The organism is Rhizobium esperanzae (assembly GCF_014197615.1).
GTDB classification, from domain to species: Bacteria; Pseudomonadota; Alphaproteobacteria; order Rhizobiales; family Rhizobiaceae; genus Rhizobium; species Rhizobium esperanzae_A.
Map to the genome: position 1 here is coordinate 25407 of NZ_JACIFY010000017.1, position 16320 is coordinate 41726.

At 61.3% G+C, this 16320-nt stretch carries 14 protein-coding genes; 7 read left to right on the plus strand and 7 right to left on the minus strand.

What is annotated here, in order from left to right:
- The first annotated feature begins 149 nt into the window (after positions 1-149).
- The 5 genes from GGD57_RS21280 (at position 150) to GGD57_RS21300 (ending at position 5497) form a co-directional block, all read left to right on the plus strand.
- Entirely contained in the window at positions 150-1679 is a 1530-nt protein-coding gene (locus tag GGD57_RS21280) for an adenylate/guanylate cyclase domain-containing protein (protein WP_246713714.1), read from the plus strand.
- A 175-nt stretch (positions 1680-1854) separates the two neighbouring features.
- Complete coding sequence (gene rpsU / locus GGD57_RS21285) at positions 1855-2070, plus strand: 30S ribosomal protein S21 (protein WP_003542939.1); 216 nt, start codon at positions 1855-1857, stop codon at positions 2068-2070.
- Positions 2071-2203: 133 nt separating this feature from the next.
- Positions 2204-3073, plus strand: coding sequence for a tetratricopeptide repeat protein (locus GGD57_RS21290; RefSeq protein ID WP_184472256.1), 870 nt, complete (start codon positions 2204-2206; stop codon positions 3071-3073).
- Positions 3074-3302: 229 nt separating this feature from the next.
- Positions 3303-4955 (plus strand): sensor histidine kinase, encoded by a 1653-nt coding sequence (locus GGD57_RS21295; protein ID WP_184472257.1) that lies wholly within the window; start codon positions 3303-3305, stop codon positions 4953-4955.
- Between the two features lie 59 nt (positions 4956-5014).
- Positions 5015-5497, plus strand: a complete 483-nt coding sequence (locus tag GGD57_RS21300; protein WP_184472258.1) for a DUF992 domain-containing protein — start codon at positions 5015-5017, stop codon at positions 5495-5497.
- Between the two features lie 63 nt (positions 5498-5560).
- On the opposite strand, the gene GGD57_RS21305 is transcribed toward GGD57_RS21300, so the two are convergent.
- The 6 genes from GGD57_RS21305 to GGD57_RS21330 all read right to left on the minus strand — a co-directional run bounded on the left by GGD57_RS21305 (position 5561) and on the right by GGD57_RS21330 (position 12727).
- Positions 5561-6955 (minus strand): NAD(P)(+) transhydrogenase (Re/Si-specific) subunit beta, encoded by a 1395-nt coding sequence (locus GGD57_RS21305; protein WP_184472259.1) that lies wholly within the window; start codon positions 6953-6955, stop codon positions 5561-5563.
- Positions 6956-6962: 7 nt separating this feature from the next.
- Positions 6963-7361: a proton-translocating transhydrogenase family protein gene (locus GGD57_RS21310; protein WP_184472260.1), complete on the minus strand. Its 399-nt coding sequence runs from the start codon at positions 7359-7361 to the stop codon at positions 6963-6965.
- Positions 7361-8509: a Re/Si-specific NAD(P)(+) transhydrogenase subunit alpha gene (locus GGD57_RS21315; RefSeq protein WP_184472261.1), complete on the minus strand. Its 1149-nt coding sequence runs from the start codon at positions 8507-8509 to the stop codon at positions 7361-7363. Before GGD57_RS21315 ends, GGD57_RS21310 begins: the two co-directional genes overlap by 1 nt.
- A gap of 204 nt (positions 8510-8713) precedes the next feature.
- Positions 8714-8938 (minus strand): aa3-type cytochrome c oxidase subunit IV, encoded by a 225-nt coding sequence (locus GGD57_RS21320; RefSeq protein ID WP_010069318.1) that lies wholly within the window; start codon positions 8936-8938, stop codon positions 8714-8716.
- Positions 8939-9525: 587 nt separating this feature from the next.
- On the minus strand, positions 9526-10278 hold the full coding sequence (locus GGD57_RS21325; protein ID WP_184472262.1) for an N-acyl amino acid synthase FeeM domain-containing protein: 753 nt from the start codon (positions 10276-10278) through the stop codon (positions 9526-9528).
- Between the two features lie 145 nt (positions 10279-10423).
- On the minus strand, positions 10424-12727 hold the full coding sequence (locus GGD57_RS21330) for a putative bifunctional diguanylate cyclase/phosphodiesterase (protein WP_184472263.1): 2304 nt from the start codon (positions 12725-12727) through the stop codon (positions 10424-10426).
- Positions 12728-13057: 330 nt separating this feature from the next.
- Here GGD57_RS21330 and GGD57_RS21335 point away from each other — a divergent pair, with 330 nt between their 5' ends.
- The gene (locus GGD57_RS21335) at positions 13058-13597 is read left to right on the plus strand and encodes a TRAP transporter small permease subunit (protein WP_184472264.1); all 540 of its coding nucleotides are present in this window, start codon (positions 13058-13060) and stop codon (positions 13595-13597) included.
- Positions 13598-13617: 20 nt separating this feature from the next.
- Positions 13618-15108 (plus strand): TRAP transporter large permease, encoded by a 1491-nt coding sequence (locus tag GGD57_RS21340; protein WP_184472265.1) that lies wholly within the window; start codon positions 13618-13620, stop codon positions 15106-15108.
- A gap of 73 nt (positions 15109-15181) precedes the next feature.
- Here GGD57_RS21340 and GGD57_RS21345 read toward each other — a convergent pair whose 3' ends face one another.
- Positions 15182-16288 (minus strand): TRAP transporter substrate-binding protein, encoded by a 1107-nt coding sequence (locus GGD57_RS21345; RefSeq protein ID WP_184472266.1) that lies wholly within the window; start codon positions 16286-16288, stop codon positions 15182-15184.
- Between the last annotated feature and the right edge of the window lie 32 nt (positions 16289-16320).

A 16320-nucleotide genomic window follows, 5' to 3' on the forward strand; every position in this document is an offset into this window, starting at 1 on the left:
CAAGGCTTCGATCTTGCAGGGCAGGCGGCGAAATGTTCTTGTAGCGATCGAAAATCGAATGCCTTTCCAGAGAAGAATGAGGGTCGCTCGTGATTTCCGAAACCGCCGCGCGTCGGAGCGGCTACTGGCTGATTGTCGTGGTGCTGGCAATGCTCGCGGGGCTGCCGCTTGCCGTCTGGCTCGATATCAGCGATCTCTCGGGCAACACCCTGCAGCATCAGGCCCGCGACATGAGCTCGCTGATCTCAAGCATCCGCTCCTATTATTCCGCCAATGTCGTGGGCCGCGTTCTGGCAGCCCATGCCAGCGGCGCGACCGAAGGCACAGTCGTCTCTCACAACTACAACAATATACCGGGCGCCATCCCGCTGCCGGCAACACTTTCCCTGGAGCTCGGCGACGTCATCAAGGAGCAGCAGGCCAATATCACCTACCGTTTCGTCTCCGACCTGCCGTTCAAGAGCCGCGCATCCCACGACCTCGACCCATTCGAGACGAAAGCGCTTGCCGCCTTGCGCGCCGATCCGCAGCAGACGCCGACCGACCTCACCCGTGTCGGATTGACCGATACTTTGCGCTTCATCACCCCCGTGGTCATGGGCCAAGCCTGCGTTGCCTGCCACAACAGCCATCCCGAAAGCCCGAAGACCGATTGGAAGGTGGGCGATGTGCGCGGCATTCAGGAGGTCATCATCCGGCAGCCCTATGCCGGCAACGTCTTCGCCTTCAAATACCTGCTCTGCTATTTTCTGTTCGTCGCCGTTATCGGCATCAGCTTCATTCTGCTCCAGCGCCAGCAGGCGCGCGCCATCCACAGCGCCAACCACGAGCTGGAAACCGCGAACGAATTCCTCGCCAGCGTTTCCCTGAAGATTTCGCGTTATCTTTCGCCGCAGATTTACAAAAGCATCTTCTCCGGGCAGAAGGACGTCGTCGTCCATACCGAGCGCAAGCGCCTGACGATCTTCTTCTCCGACATCAAGGATTTCACCGCGACGACCGAGCGCCTGCAGCCGGAAGCCCTGACGGAGATGCTCAACGAATATCTGACGGAGATGTCGAACATCGCTCTGGACCATGGCGGCACGGTGGACAAGTTCATCGGCGACGCGATGCTGGTCTTTTTCGGCGACCCGGAAACCAGGGGTCCGGAGGAGGACGCGAAAGCCTGCCTGCGCATGGCGGTCGACATGCAGCGCCGTCTCGGCGAACTCAAGGACAGATGGCGCAGAAACGGCACCGAAGAGCCGTTCGTCGTCCGCATGGGCATCAACAGCGGCTACTGCAACGTCGGCAATTTCGGCAGCAGTGACCGCATGGACTATACGATCATCGGAGCCGAGGCCAACCTCGCAGCCCGGCTGCAATCGATCGCCCAGGGCGGTGAAATCGTCATCAGCTACGAAACCTACGCGCTGGTGAATGAAATCGTCGATGCCCATTCCCTGCCGCCGATCACGATGAAGGGCATACAGCGCGAGATCGTGCCCTATGCGGTGGATGGGCTGACGCTCGGTGCGGATCACAAGAGCCGCGTCCTCAGCGAGCACCTCGCGGGTCTCGACCTGCATCTGGACATGAGCCGGCTGGAGCCTGCCGATCGCCTCCGGGTCAGGAGCGCCCTCAAGCAGGCGATCGCCGCGCTGGACGAAGCCGCGCCCGAGGTCGCCGGATCGTGACCGGATAGGGCAAGCGTGACTTTTTCCGCGCGCTTCCCATATCCGTCTGGACTTCCCATACCCGATCTGCTATCTGGCATCACCAATCGCAAGGCTGCGGCCGCGCGAACGTTATATTTTTGCCCCTGGCGCCGCGCCGCCGCAGGCATCAACCAACCGAAGGAACGTGATTCTCGTGCAGGTACTTGTCCGCGATAACAATGTCGATCAGGCTCTCCGCGCTCTCAAGAAGAAGATGCAGCGCGAAGGCATTTTCCGCGAAATGAAGATGCGCGACTATTACGAGAAGCCGTCGCAGAAGCGTGCTCGCGAAAAGGCTGAAGCTGTTCGCCGCGTTCGCAAGCTGGCCCGCAAGCGCGCCCAGCGCGAAGGTCTGGTCGCAGCACGCTAAGCGTTGCTGTCGTTTTTTTGACGTTTTCAGATGCATTGTGGCGGGGGCGATAGGTTCGCCGCCGCCTTTTTAGTTTGCCGCTGAAATCGCATGTCCGCATACCGGATGTGCCGCATGGGGAAAGCGAGCCCGAATGGCAGTCATCACCTTCAATCCGTCCCGCCCTTGGCGCTTGCAGAAAACCGCATTCCTGCCCGCTTTGGCGCTAGCGGCAATGTTCGGCCTTGCAGGCTGTGAGTCGACCCCCACCACCGATGCCGTTATCCGGATCGACAAGGCGCAGGGCTCGGAAGAGAATATCGCGTCGCTGACGGCTGTTATCAATGCCAACCCCAGGGACCCCGAGGGCTACAATGTCCGCGGTTCCGCCTATGGCCGCGCCGGCGAATTCCGCAAGGCGCTGAACGATTTCAACACGGCGCTGCAGATCAATCCGCGCTTCTTCCAGGCTTATGCCAACCGCGCCCTCGTCTACCGCAACATGGGCCAGCAGGCCCAGGCAATCGGCGACTACAATGCCGCCCTGCAGATCAATCCGAGCTATGACGTCGCTTATATCGGCCGCGGCAATGTCTATCGCATGGCCGGCCAGGACGATCAGGCCTTCAACGACTTCGACAAGGCGATCCAGCTCGGCACCACCGATGGCCGCGCCTATCACAATCGTGGCCTGATCTATCAGAAGCGCAATCAGCAGGACAAGGCGATCGACGATTTCTCGAAAGCCATCTCGCTCGCGCCGAATTCCGCCGAGCCCTATAACGGTCGCGGCATCTCCTATATCGCGCTGAATGACGACGACAATGCGTTTGCCGATTTCAACCATGCGATCGAGCTCAACGGCAACATCGCCGAATCCTGGGCCAATCAGGCGCTCGTCTACGAACGCCGCGGCGACAAGGCGAAGGCCGCTCGGTCCTATCGCCACGCGGTCGGCCTCGATCCCAAATACCAGCCGGCTCGCGACGGCCTTGCCCGCGTCGACGGCGCCTCAGCCGGCTAAGCACTTGGTCGGGCGGCCGAAATATCGGCCGCCGCGCAGCTCGTCGTCTTCGATGACATAGCAGGTTGCAACCTGCTCCCGCTCCCCCTAACATGGCGCTGCTTCGATAGCCTGCTATCGGGCGTTCGAACCACGTTGAGGGCGGCTTGCGAGAGATGCGGATCTTTGCTTTCCTGACCGCTCGCGAAAACCGTTGCCGGCCGCCATCGCATGGAACGTGGCGCAACAGATGAAGATTGTCGCTCTGTTCTTTCCCAAGGCCTCGATCGGCACCTATCTCGTCGCCATGGCGGTGGCGATCGCCCTGCCGATCTTCGCCTTTGTGACACTGCTTCTGCTGCAGCTGGAGGACAACCAGCGTTCGACTCTGCGGCGCGAGACGGCCCAGGATGCGCTCGCTCTTTCACGCATCATCGACCGCCAGCTTCAGGATATGGCAACGACGCTGCGGCTGCTGTCGAGCTCACCGGAGCTTGAAAACGGCAATCTCGCCGCCTTCCATGAGCGCACGGAAACAGCTCTCAGAGACAATACGCTGTTCGTCATCGCCGTCGACCGCATAGGCCAGCAGTTGCTGAACACGCGCCGAGCCTTCGGCACACCGCTTGGCAAGACGGCGAACATGCCCGCCCTTGAAGCAGTCATGGCCTCCGGTCGCATCGAGGCATCGGACGTCTTTCGCGGCCGCACCAGTGGCAACTGGGTCTATAACGTCACCCTGCCGCGGGCGGGCGATCCCGTCGCAGCCCTCATCATCACCCAGGACGCCAAGGATCTGGCCAAGCTCGTGACGACAGAGGGCCTTGCCCCCGGCTGGTCGGCCGCCGTCATCGATCAGAGCGGCCACGTCGTTGCCGCCAGCGGCCCGGCCAATCTCGAGCCCGGCACGGCCTTCGATCCGCGCATCCTGCCGGCGTTCACGGCGTCCCGCGGCGTCTTCCAGGACGAGACGATCCTGCCCCACATGCTGCTCGGCTATGCCCGGATCCCGGGCTGGTCGTGGAAAACCGTGATCTGGGGACCGATCGCCCAGGCATCGATCCTCAGCACCTGGCGTTTCCTCATCATCGGCGGCGTGGCACTTGTGCTCGTCGCCGTGCTGGCCGCCTATGCCGTCGCACGGCAGGTGCGCACCACCATTCGCGATATCGCCGAGATGGCGAATCGCATGGGCGAAGGCCATATCGTCTCGCCGGTCGAGACCAGCGTCATTGAAGCGAACCAGGTGGCGATCGCCCTGTCGAACGCCTCCTTCGACCGCAGCCAGACCGAGGACCGGCTGCGTTTCGTCATGCATGAGCTCGTCCACCGCACCAAGAATCTTCTGACGCTTGCCCAGGCCATGATGCGCCAGCTCGCCAAGCAGGCCGACAGCGTCGAGACTTTCCAGGCCGCCGTCGCCGATCGCCTCGACGGCCTGGTACGTTCGATCGAGCTTCTGACCAGCGAGCAATGGGGAGGCGTATCGCTGCGGCGGGTGGTGGACATTCATCTGCAGGCCTTTCCCCAATCGCGCGAACAGATCGACATCACAGGCGACGATTTCGTGCTGAAGCCGGATGCGGTGCAGAATCTCGGCCTCGCCCTGCACGAGCTCGCCACCAATTCGGTGAAATATGGGGCGCTCTCCGTACCGCAGGGCCGTGTCCGCTTCGAATGGCGCGACGTGAGGGAGGAAGACAGGCCTGAGGCCTTGCTCCGCTTCACCTGGGAAGAGCGCGGCGGCCCGCCGGTCGTTGAGCCGTCGCGCTCGGGCTTCGGCTCGACCGTCATCAAGGCTCATGCCGCCTCGGCTTTCCGCGGTACGGTGCAGGTCGACTTCCTGCCCGAAGGCCTGCGCTGGGTGCTGACGGCGCAGCGCACCATGCTGGAACGGGAATAACCCAGGAACAATCGTCATCTCAACCCGTTTGGGACAGGTCGTCTCAAAGGAGAAAGGCTATGTTCAAGCAAATCATCATCGCAGCCGCGGCACTGACGGCCGCTGCCTGGGCAGCCCCGGCAGGCGCGGAAAGCTATGTGACGCTTGGCCGCCTGGTCTGCGGATCGGATGGCGGCCAGGGCCTGATCGTCACTTCGCAGAAGAACCTTATCTGCACCTATACGCCGGCATCCGGCGGCGCCAAGGCGGTCTATGCCGGCAAGATCGAGAAATTCGGCATCGACATCGGCCAGACCGGCAAAAGCGTGATGATCTGGCAGGTGCTGGCCAAGACCGGCACGGATGTCCCGCAATTCGCCCTCGCCGGCGAATATTACGGGATCGGTGCCGATGCGAGCGTCGGTGCGGGCGCCGGCGCCAAGGTGATCGCCGGCGGCACCAACAAGGCCTTCATGCTGCAGCCATTGAATGTCCAGGCCCAGGAAGGGCTGAATCTGGCGATCGGCGTCGAGAAGATGACGCTGGTGCCGGCCGAAACTTGAGGACAGCCGCCGCCCCGGCCTCAAATCAAACAGCCGCCCGAAGGGCGGCTGCATCTGCCTCGATCAATGCGCAATCGCCTTGTTGATATCCTCGGTCATCTTCTTGGCGTCGCCCAGCAGCATCATCGTGCCGTCCTTGTAGAACAGCGTATTGTCGATGCCGGCATAACCCGAGCCGAGCGAGCGCTTGACGAACAGGCAGGTCTTTGCCCGGTCGACATCGAGAATCGGCATGCCGTAGATCGGCGAGGTCTTGTCGTCGCGCGCTGCCGGATTGGTGACATCATTGGCGCCGATGACATAGGCGACGTCGGCCTGGGCGAACTCCGAATTGATGTCCTCGAGTTCGAAGACCTCGTCATAGGGGACATTGGCCTCGGCAAGCAGCACGTTCATATGGCCGGGCATGCGGCCTGCGACCGGGTGAATCGCATATTTCACTTCGACGCCGTTCTTCTTGAGATTGTCGGCAAGTTCGCGCAGCGCATGCTGGGCCTGGGCGACCGCCATGCCGTATCCCGGCACGATGATCACCTTGGAGGCATTGGCCATCAGATAGGCCGCATCCTCGGCCGAGCCGAGCTTGACCGTCTTGTCTGAGGTATCGGGCCCGCCGGATGCCGTCTCGCCACCGAAACCGCCGAGGATGACGGAGACGAAGGAACGGTTCATGCCCTTGCACATGATGTAGGACAGGATCGCGCCGGAGGAGCCGACCAGCGCCCCGGTGATGATCAGCGCCAGATTGCCGAGGGTGAAGCCGATGCCGGCCGCAGCCCAGCCGGAATAGGAATTCAGCATCGAGACGACGACCGGCATGTCGGCGCCGCCGATCGGCACGATCAGCAGAACGCCGAGCGCCAGCGACAGCGCCACGACAGCCCAGAAGTCGAAATGGCTTTCGGTGACGGCAAGCCCGATAATGAAGAGCACGATCAGCACCAGCAGGCTGGCATTGATGAGGTGCCGGTAGGGCAGCAGGATCGGCTTGCCGGACATGCGACCGTCGAGCTTGAGGAAGGCGATGATCGAGCCGGTGAAGGTCAGCGCCCCGATCGCCACGCCGAGCGCCATTTCGATGCGCGCTTCGGTGTGGATCTGGCCGATTTCACCGATACCGAAGGAGGCGGGCGTATAGAGTGCCGAGGCCGCCACCAGCACCGCGGCAAGGCCGACCAGCGAATGGAAGCCGGCGACGAGCTGCGGCATCGAGGTCATCGGGATCGTGCGGGCGACATAGGCGCCGACGCTGCCACCAATGGCAAGGCCGAGGACGATCAGCACGAAGCCGCCGAAATTCGGCGTCGCCAGCACCAGCGTCGTCAGGATGGCGATCCCCATACCGACCATGCCGTAGAGATTGCCCTTGCGGCTGGTGGCCGGATGGGAGAGGCCGCGCAGCGCCAGGATGAAGAGAACGCCGGAGACGAGGTAAAGGAAGGCTGCAATATTGGTCATCGATCCCTCACCTGTCCTTCTTGCGGTACATCGCCAGCATGCGCTGCGTGACCAGGAAGCCGCCGAAGATGTTCACCGAGACCAGCACGAGGGCGACGAAGCCGAAGCCGGTCGCAAGCCCGCTCGTGGAGATGCCGACCGCCAGAAGCGCGCCGACGACGATGACGGAGGAAATCGCATTGGTGACCGCCATCAGCGGCGTATGCAGCGCCGGCGTCACCGACCAGACGACGTAATAGCCGACGAAGATCGACAGGACGAAGATCGCCAGCTGGAAGACGAAGGGATCGATCGCCCCGCCGGTGGCAGCACTTGCCGCTTCGGGTGCGTGGGCAGCTGCGGTGGCGACGGCCGTCACCGCGTCGTTCAGCTGCTGCAGCGCTTTGTCCATTGCTTCACCGGCCATCACATGTCTCCCTTCTTCGCGCCGCCGAAGGCGGGATGAACCACGTCGCCGGCATAGGTCAGCATCGTCGCCTTGACGAGCTCGTCGTCGAGATTGACGACGACCGTCTTCGTTTCCTTGTTGACCATGGTCTCGAGGAAGGTAACGAGGTTCTTGGCGTAGAGCGCCGAGGCACTGGCCGCAACGCGGCCCGGCATGTTGGCAAAACCGATCACCCTGACACCCTCGACATCGGCGATCTCACCGGCAACGACGCCTTCGATATTGCCGCCGCGCTCGACCGCAAGGTCGACGGCGACCGCACCCGGCTTCATCGAGGAAAGCATGGTGCGCGACACGAGCCGCGGCGCCGGCCGGCCAGGGATCAGCGCCGTGGTGATGACGATGTCCTGCTTGGCGATATGTTCGGCGACAAGGGCTGCTTGTTTTGCCTGATAATCGGCCGACATCTCCTTGGCGTAACCGCCGGCCGTTTCCGCCGCCTTGAACTCCTCGTCCTCGACGGCGATGAACTTGGCGCCGAGCGAGGCGACTTGCTCCTTGGCGGCCGGGCGCACGTCGGTGGCCGAAACCGCAGCACCGAGGCGGCGCGCCGTCGCAATCGCCTGCAGACCGGCGACACCCGCCCCCATCACGAAGACCTTGGCGGCCGGAACGGTGCCGGCTGCCGTCATCATCATCGGCATGGCACGGTCATAGACCGCCGCCGCCTCGATGACGGCCTGGTAACCGGCGAGATTGGCCTGGGACGACAGCACGTCCATCGACTGGGCACGGGTGATGCGCGGCATCAGTTCCATGGCGAAAGCCGAAAGCCCGGCACTGGCGAGCGCTGCGATCGCTTCGTCATTGCCGTAGGGATCCATGATGGCGATGACGACAGCGCCGCTCTTGTAACCCGATATCTCCGATGGGCTCGGGCGGCGCACCTTCAGCACCACGTCGGCGGCTGCGGCATCGGCGAAACTGCCGATCCTGGCGCCCGCAGCCTCGAACTCCGCGTCCGGAATGCGCGAAGCCGCACCGGCGCCGGCTTCGACGACGACGTCGAAGCCGAAACTCTTCATTTTCTTCACGGTCTCAGCGGAGGCCGCGACACGCGTCTCCCCATCCGTGATTTCCCTTGCCACGAAAACAATATTGCCCAACTGCCCCCTCCTCCGGGTCAGCCAGACCGCCGCAGGCTCCCCCGCGCAGGCCAAGCACCTAAATCACAAAGCTTCGGAGAAGCTCCCTCCCCTCAGAGCGCCGTACATCCTTTCGGACGCACAAAGGACGCTCTGACTGCTTGAATCGACGCATCGCGCTTTCCGAAAATCGATTCCGATTTTCGGGTCACGCGCTAGTCGCGATCAACGGAACAGGAAGGTGCCGATGGCCAGAAGAATGATGAAGACGAAGATGCCGCCGAGAAGGCCGGCGCCGCCGAAGAAACCGGCCGTCATCGCAAGCAGGAGGACAATGAGAAGCATCGAGCCGTATTTCGCACCGGCGATGAACATGTCGTAGGTCTTTTCATGTTCCTTGTAATCCATCGGCGCGCCGGTCTCGACCGGTCCGGTATGATGTTCGGCCATAAATATCGTCTCCCTGAATGCCTCTGCGCTGCCTGATTCCCTCGCCTGGCGAGGGACATCCCTGCCTGCAGGAATTACACAATGACAGGCGAAAGCGCAATGCATGAGAATGCCGCAGCTAGAGCCTTTCCGGGTTAGATTGCAGCATTCTGTTGGCTCAAACGGAGTCGGATGGTCGACCGGCCGGCGCGCGTCGTAGCCCAGATCTACGGCCAAGCCGGCCGGTCGATCAGCCGGCCCGTTTCAGCCAACCCTCCCGCAGATTTGCTTGGCAAATCTGCTGGACTCAAAAGTTGCCGGACGCGCTTATCGCTTCGCCACGGCGAAGCGGTGCGGCCGGTGGGCCGGGCATCTCTAGCCAGGGCAAAGGCGATCGGCTCGGACGTACCTTGGGGTATGCCCGTCGCCAATCGTCTTTGCCCTGACGAAAATCTGCTCCGGCAGAATGCTTCAATCTAACCCGGAAAGGCTCTAGGCCTCAAAACCACCTATTTCCGAGCGAAAAAACATGAGGGGCACCGACTGCGGATCTTGTCGTCGCCTCTCATCGTTCTCCCATGGATTCCCCCCGGGGGGAGAAGAAGAAATCAGAGCGGCAGGTCGGTGCCGAGTTGGCCCTGCGGCACGAAGCGCGCCGTTGGAATGATGGTAAGCGGCGGCAATGTGTCGTTGGGATTGCGCGAAAACATCATGCGTTGCTCGCTGGCGCTGGAGATGAAGAAGGGATAGCGCGTCAGCAGCTTTCGCCCGACCTCGATCACATTCGTCGACATCAGCGTCACGTCAACCCCGTAACTCTCCGCCAGTCGGCCGGGCACGATGGTATCGGCATAAAAGACCCGCTTGTAGAAGGCGGCATGCGGAGGCCGGACGGACTGAATAACGCGGTCCGCCCGGAAATAGGCTGCCGCAACGATGGCAGGTCTCAGGGTCAGATAGGGAACCCATGGCATGTTGGCGGTGAGTTCCGGATCGGCTGCGAAACGCGCCGGATCGATCAAGGTCAGCCCGGCGTCCAAAAGCTCATCCATCGCCTCGGGAAAGGCCTCTCCGGATCGGCTGACACGATGCTCCGGCGTCACATTGTGAATTCGGATCGTACTGACCAGTTCACCATAATAGTACAGACCGAAGATATAGGCATGACTGTCGAAATCGACATCGTCCAGCAGGCCTTCCGGGGCAAGCGACAGCGCGCCGTGGGCCTTGTACGCCTTGTAGCGCAGGCGTTCCACTTCCTCCATGTCTTCGCTGCTTTCAACGCGGCGATATTCGACATGGTCCAAAATTTCCAGGATTTTCCTGCTGAAATCATTCCGCGTGAAAAGTGTCTCTGACATTCTCTCGATCCGCTCGTTAACGGATCATTAATCATATGCCAGCGACATTTACGCAAGGAAATCGGGTAATTTCCGTTGTTTTTAAATCATTAAGGTTAACGCGGCCCGGTATGTTCAGCGCAAAAAACGGCCCGTCGCAGGGCGCTCAGGCGACCTTGTTGCGACGGCGTTGCACGACGCGGCGGCCGATACCCTGCTGTAACAGCGGGATGTTCTTGGAAGGCACCGGCTGCGAGAAAACATAGCCTTGCACAAGATCGGTGCTTCGGTGCTTGTTGAGCAGTGCAAGCTGCTCTTCGGTCTCGACGCCCTCGATGACGATCTTCAATCCCAGTTCGCGGGCGAGGTGGACCGTGCCGCGCAACAGCTTGAGGCGGCGGGTATCCTCGACGATGTTGCGCACGAAGGAGCGGTCGATCTTGACGATATCGAGCGGCAGCGTGTCGAGATAGCTGAGGCTGGAGAAGCCGGTGCCGAAATCGTCGATGGCGATGGTGATGCCGCGGGCCCTGAGCTCAGCGAGTATGGCGCGCACCGCCGCCGGCTCGTCGATCAGGCAGCTTTCCGTGACTTCGAGGTGCAGCCGCGCTGCATCGAGGCCGGAATGGGCAAGCGCGTCGGCGACCACCTGGAGAATGTCGGCATCCCTGAGATCGCGCGCCGAGAGATTGACCGAGACGGCGATATGGTCAGGCCAGTTCATGCATTCGCTGCAGGCCTTGAACAGCACGAAGCGGGTGATGTCTGAGATGATGCCCATATCCTCGGCGAGCCGGATGAAGACGTCGGGCGGGATCGAGCCCTTCTCCGGATGCACCCAGCGCGCTAAGGCCTCGGCGCATTCGATCCGCGAGCCGTCGGCCCGGAACATCGGTTGGAAGACGAGATGCAGCGCCTGCGCCGAAACCGCATCGCGCAGATCCGCCTTCAGCTTCTGCTGTTCGATATAACGTCCATCCATCTCCCGCTCAAAGCCGGATATGCCGCCCTTGAAGCGCGACTTGCTTTCGAACAGGGCAAGATCCGCCTTGACGCTCCATTCGTCCATCGCGAAGGCGGTACTTTCGAGGATCGCGTAACCGGCGCTGAGCGAAACGAGGAAGGTCAGCTGATCGACCTCAAAGTGCCCCTGGATCGCAGCGTGTACGCGGCGGATCTCGATATCGAGCGAGGCCGGCTCCTTCGCATGCGGGAAGAACAGGATGAACTGGTCGCCCATCAGCCGCCCGAGAATGGCATTGCCGCAGGCCTGCTTGACGCGCGCGGCGATGGCGCAGAGCAGATGATCGCCGATGACGTGACCGCGCATGTCGTTGACATGTTTGAATTCGTCGATATCGAGAACCATGAAGCCGAGCGGTCCGGACTTGCGCTGATGCTTGGTGAGATACTCCTGCACCAACTGCCCAAAATATTCTCTGTTCGGCAGGCCGGTCAGCGCATCGAAGCGGACCATGTGCATGATCTTCTGTTCCGCCTTCACCCGGCTCGACACATCTTCGAAGATCAGCACGGCGCCGCCATCGGCCCTTCGGCTGGCGGAGAATTCGAGCGACAGGCCCTCGGGAAAATGAACGAGCGTGCGCGACAGGTTGCCTTCGGCGACTTGGGTCAGCTGGCGCAGGATGAGTTCCGGCTGCGAGGCATCCATGAAGCTGTAGCGCGCGCCATAGCGCAGCACGGCGCCGAGGTCGCGCTCCTTCAGCCGCTCCGGCGCACCGATCTTCAGAAGTTCGCAGGCCTTGCGGTTGACGACCTGGATGCGGTTTTCGGCGTCGACCATGACGAGGCCATGCGGCATGTTGTTGAGCGCCGTGTCGAAGCGGTCGGCGATGATGGTGATTTCCCGGCGTGCGATGACATTCTCGTAGAGAAACTCGCGTACGCCATTCGCCATGGCCCGGGTCGTCAGCCAGAAGGGAATGAGGAAGATCGACAGCAGACCACGATAAAAATCCATTGCCAGCAGGCTGCCGACGATCATCGGCAGGCAGCAGAAGAACGTCTGGAGATCGACTGCGAAGCGCGAGCCGTAGTTGCGGCCGACGACGGAAACCATGGTCGCCATGGTGACGGAAATGCAGGCAAGCTCCGCAAAGGAATCATGCACGACGAAGATGGCATAGCCGCTGGCGATGCCGAGCAGCGCGGTGGTGCAGGCTCCGCTGGCAACGAGAATCCACTCCCAACGCTCGATCCCGGCGCGCGACAGGCTCTGCTTGTCGACACGATCGAACTGCCGGAAGATGGCCATGCGAGCGCCGAAGACCAGAAGGAAGGCGGCCGAGAGCAGGATGTAGATGGAGTACTGCGTCTTGGCAGCCACCGCCAGGCACGTCGCAACATGCACAATGACGCCGACAAGAAGCGTCATGCGGTTCCCGGAGAGGGAACTCACAAACGACAGATACACATCTAAAGGGACCCTGTTCGGGTTATCTGGCTTCATCCACACTTTCCCTGTGCGCGGGGATTCTAAGCCCAACCCTTTAAAAATTGATTTCAATGGAATCAAACATTTGGTCAAATTTTCTAAAACCATAGGATGAACTGCACAGCCTACACGCGTCAATGCAGCCTGTCGGCGAGATTATGGAAATATTTTATCCACGCCTGGGTTGCTGAAACATTCGACGCTCATCCGGACCGGCCTGCTCGCTTAAGACTATGCGCCTATGCCAGGCATTTATCCTTCCAATTTCAAAGGCCGTGGTCTACATCGAGTGCAAGAGGGAAAACTGCCGGAAAACCGGCAGGACAAGAACAAAGGGGGAGGCGAATGTCGGTGTTCCTGGCCGCCAGTCGGCTGATCGACGCGATCAGCCAGTTCATGGGCAAAATTGCCGAATATATGGTGCTGTTCTGCTGCCTGATCAGCGCCGGAAACGCCATTGTTCGCTATGCCATGAACTACAGTTCGAATGGCTGGCTGGAGATCCAGTGGTACCTCTTCGCCTTCGTCGTCATGCTCGGCGCCTCGCATGCGCTTCGCAACAACGAGCATGTCCGCGTCGATCTGATCTATGGTTCGGTTTCCGACAAGGCGAAGATCTGGATCGACATCGTCGGCCTCCTCGTCTTCCTCATCCCCGTCTGCATCTTCCTCACCTGGCTGTGCTGGCCGTTCTTCACCCTCTCCTACCAGCAGGGTGAAATATCGGGCAATGCCGGCGGACTGATCCGCTGGCCCGTCAAGCTGATCCTTGTTGCCGGTTTCGCGCTGCTTTCCCTTCAGGGTGTCTCGGAACTGATCAAGCGGATCGCCGCCCTCACCGGCCAAATCAGCATCGACACCAAATACGAAAAGCCGCTGCAGTAGCGCGCCCGGGAGGAACGGTTTTGTTTGATTTCGGCATCATTCCGCCGGCCATGTTCCTGGGCATGGTCATTTTCATGCTCTACGGCTTTCCGGTCGCTTTTTCGCTCGCCGCCGTCGGCATGTTCTTCGGCATCATCGGCATCATCACCGGCCATTTCAGCGAAGCTTTTCTGCAAGCGCTGCCGCTGCGCTTTTTCGGCATCGTCTCCAACGACCTCCTGCTCGCCATTCCCTTCTTCACCTTCATGGGAGCGATATTGGAACGCTGCGGCCTTGCCGAGGATCTGCTCGAAGGCACCGGCAAACTCTTCGGCAGCATACCCGGTGGCCTCGCTTATGCCGTCATCCTCGTCGGCGCGGTCCTCGGCGCGATCACCGGCACGGTGGCCGCCTCTGTCATCACCATGGGGGTGATCTCGCTGCCGATCATGCTGCGTTACGGCTACAGTCCGCGCCTTGCCACCGGCGTCATCGCCGCCTCGGGCACGATCACCCAGGTGATCCCGCCCTCGCTCGTGCTGGTCGTTCTCGCCGACCAGCTCGGCCGCTCGGTCGGCGACATGTATCTCGGCGCCATCGGCCCCTCGATCCTGCAGGTGACGATCTTCGTGCTCTTCATCCTGGTGATGTCGATCATTCGGCCGAAATTGATGCCGCCGCTGCCGAAGGAGGTGCGCGGCGACTTCGACTGGGCGCTGCTTGCAAAAGTGCTGATGGGCATGGTGCCTTCGATCGTACTGATCTTCCTCGTGCTCGGCACCATCTTCATGGGCCTTGCGACGCCGACCGAAGCAGGCGCGCTCGGCGTCGTCGGCGCCATGGCGCTCGCCGCCCTCAATCGCCGCCTCACCTGGCCGCTGATTCGCGAAGCGATGACATCGACCACCCACATCACATCGATGGTGGTGATGATCCTGATCGGCTCCACCTGTTTCAGCCTGGTCTTCCAGGGCATGGACGGCTCGCGCTGGATCGAGCACATGCTGTCGGGCATTCCCGGCGGCCCGGTCGGTTTTCTGATCTTTGTCAACATCTTCATCTTCGTGCTCGCCTTCTTCCTCGATTTCTTCGAGATCGCCTTCATCGTCATCCCGATGCTCGCCCCCGTCGCCTCCAGTCTCGGCATCGACCTGATCTGGTTCGGCGTCTTGATCTGCGTCAACATGCAGACGAGCTTCATGCACCCGCCCTTCGGCTTCGCGCTCTTCTACCTGCGTTCGATCGCCGGCAAGGAGGTCAAAACCTCGGATATCTATATGGGCGCGCTTCCCTGGGTCGGCATGCAGCTGATCCTGGTGGCGATCGTGATCTTCTGGCCGCAATCGGTAACCTATTGGCTGGACCATGGCCCGAAGGTCGATCCGAATTCGATCAAGATCGAAGTCCCGGGCTTCGGCAGCCCGCTCGGCCTGCCGCCCATAGGCGGCGGCGGCAACGGCTCGCCGCAGATCCCCGGCCTCACCCTGCCGCCGCTCGGCCTGCCGGGGGCACCGCCGGCGCCCGCCAAATAGCGTCGAAAACAAAACCCCCGGACCGAAGATCCGGGGGTTTTGTCATTCGTTGAAATCAAGCGTCGGCGAAAGCCTAAAGCTTCCCGGCCCGCTGCTGGATCATCATGAACGTGTCGAAGGTGTATTCCGAAAGCTGCATCCAGAGATAGGCGTCCCGCTTGAAGGCGGTCTGGTCGTCATAGATCTTCTTGAAATACTGGTTGGTGCCGGAGATTTCGGCGTAGATGCCGGTCGCCGCCTGGAAGCATGCTTCCATGATCTCCTGGCTGAACGGCCGCAACGTCGCCCCTTCCGCAACGAGCTGCTTCAGCGCGGTCGGGTTCTTCGTGTCGTACTTCGCCAGCATGTTGGTGTTAGCGTAGGCGCAGGCATCGCTCAGCGCCGCCTGATAATGCTTCGGCAGGCCGCTCCATTTTTCGAGATTGAAGAATGCATGCACCGTCGGGCCACCTTCCCACCAGCCCGGATAATAATAATACTTCGCCACCTTGTGGAAGCCGAGCTTCAGGTCGTCATAGGGGCCGACGAATTCCGCCGCATCAATGGTGCCCTTTTCCAGCGCCGGATAAATGTCGCCGCCGGCGATCTGCTGCGGGATGACCCCGACCTTCTCCATGACGCGGCCTGCCAGGCCGGCAATGCGCATCTTCACGCCCTTGAGATCGTCCAGCGTATTGATTTCCTTGCGGAACCAGCCGCCCATCTGCGCGCCGGTATTGCCGGCAGGCAGCGCGTACATGCCTTGCGTGGCATAAAACTCGTTCATCAAAGTATTGCCGTTGCCTTCGTAGAACCAGGCATTGGTCAGGCGGCTGTTGAGGCCAAACGGAATGGCCGTGCCGATGGCGTAGGTCGGATCCTTGCCGACGAAATAATAGGAGGTGGTGTGCGCTGCCTCGACCGTGCCGGCGGCGACCGCATCGACGGCCTGCAGGCCGGGCACGATTTCACCGGCCGCGAAAGGCTGGATCGTGAAATTGCCGTCGGTTGCGGCGGCGACATGCTTGGCGATATCCTCGGCGCCGCCATAGATCGTGTCCAGGCTCTTCGGAAACGACGACGTCATGCGCCATGCGATCTTCGGATTCTCTTGCGCGATCGCAGGCGCTGCCAATGCAGATGCGGCGACCGCACCGGCGCTGGCGGTCCCCGCCTTCTTGAAAAACGAACGACGATCCATCAAAAACCTCCCATATAGATGGCACTGCGCGG

What these genes read in the sequence shown, in the direction of transcription:
- GGD57_RS21280 (WP_246713714.1), top strand. Translation starts at nt 150, where the DNA reads ATGCTCGCGGGGCTGCCGCTTGCCGTCTGGCTCGATATCAGCGATCTC.
- GGD57_RS21290 (WP_184472256.1), top strand. Translation starts at nt 2,204, where the DNA reads ATGGCAGTCATCACCTTCAATCCGTCCCGCCCTTGGCGCTTGCAGAAA.
- GGD57_RS21295 (WP_184472257.1), top strand. Translation starts at nt 3,303, where the DNA reads ATGAAGATTGTCGCTCTGTTCTTTCCCAAGGCCTCGATCGGCACCTAT.
- GGD57_RS21300 (WP_184472258.1), top strand. Translation starts at nt 5,015, where the DNA reads ATGTTCAAGCAAATCATCATCGCAGCCGCGGCACTGACGGCCGCTGCC.
- GGD57_RS21305 (WP_184472259.1), bottom strand. Translation starts at nt 6,955, where the DNA reads ATGACCAATATTGCAGCCTTCCTTTACCTCGTCTCCGGCGTTCTCTTC.
- GGD57_RS21310 (WP_184472260.1), bottom strand. Translation starts at nt 7,361, where the DNA reads ATGGCCGGTGAAGCAATGGACAAAGCGCTGCAGCAGCTGAACGACGCG.
- GGD57_RS21320 (WP_010069318.1), bottom strand. Translation starts at nt 8,938, where the DNA reads ATGGCCGAACATCATACCGGACCGGTCGAGACCGGCGCGCCGATGGAT.
- GGD57_RS21325 (WP_184472262.1), bottom strand. Translation starts at nt 10,278, where the DNA reads ATGTCAGAGACACTTTTCACGCGGAATGATTTCAGCAGGAAAATCCTG.
- GGD57_RS21330 (WP_184472263.1), bottom strand. Translation starts at nt 12,727, where the DNA reads ATGAAGCCAGATAACCCGAACAGGGTCCCTTTAGATGTGTATCTGTCG.
- GGD57_RS21335 (WP_184472264.1), top strand. Translation starts at nt 13,058, where the DNA reads ATGTCGGTGTTCCTGGCCGCCAGTCGGCTGATCGACGCGATCAGCCAG.
- GGD57_RS21345 (WP_184472266.1), bottom strand. Translation starts at nt 16,288, where the DNA reads ATGGATCGTCGTTCGTTTTTCAAGAAGGCGGGGACCGCCAGCGCCGGT.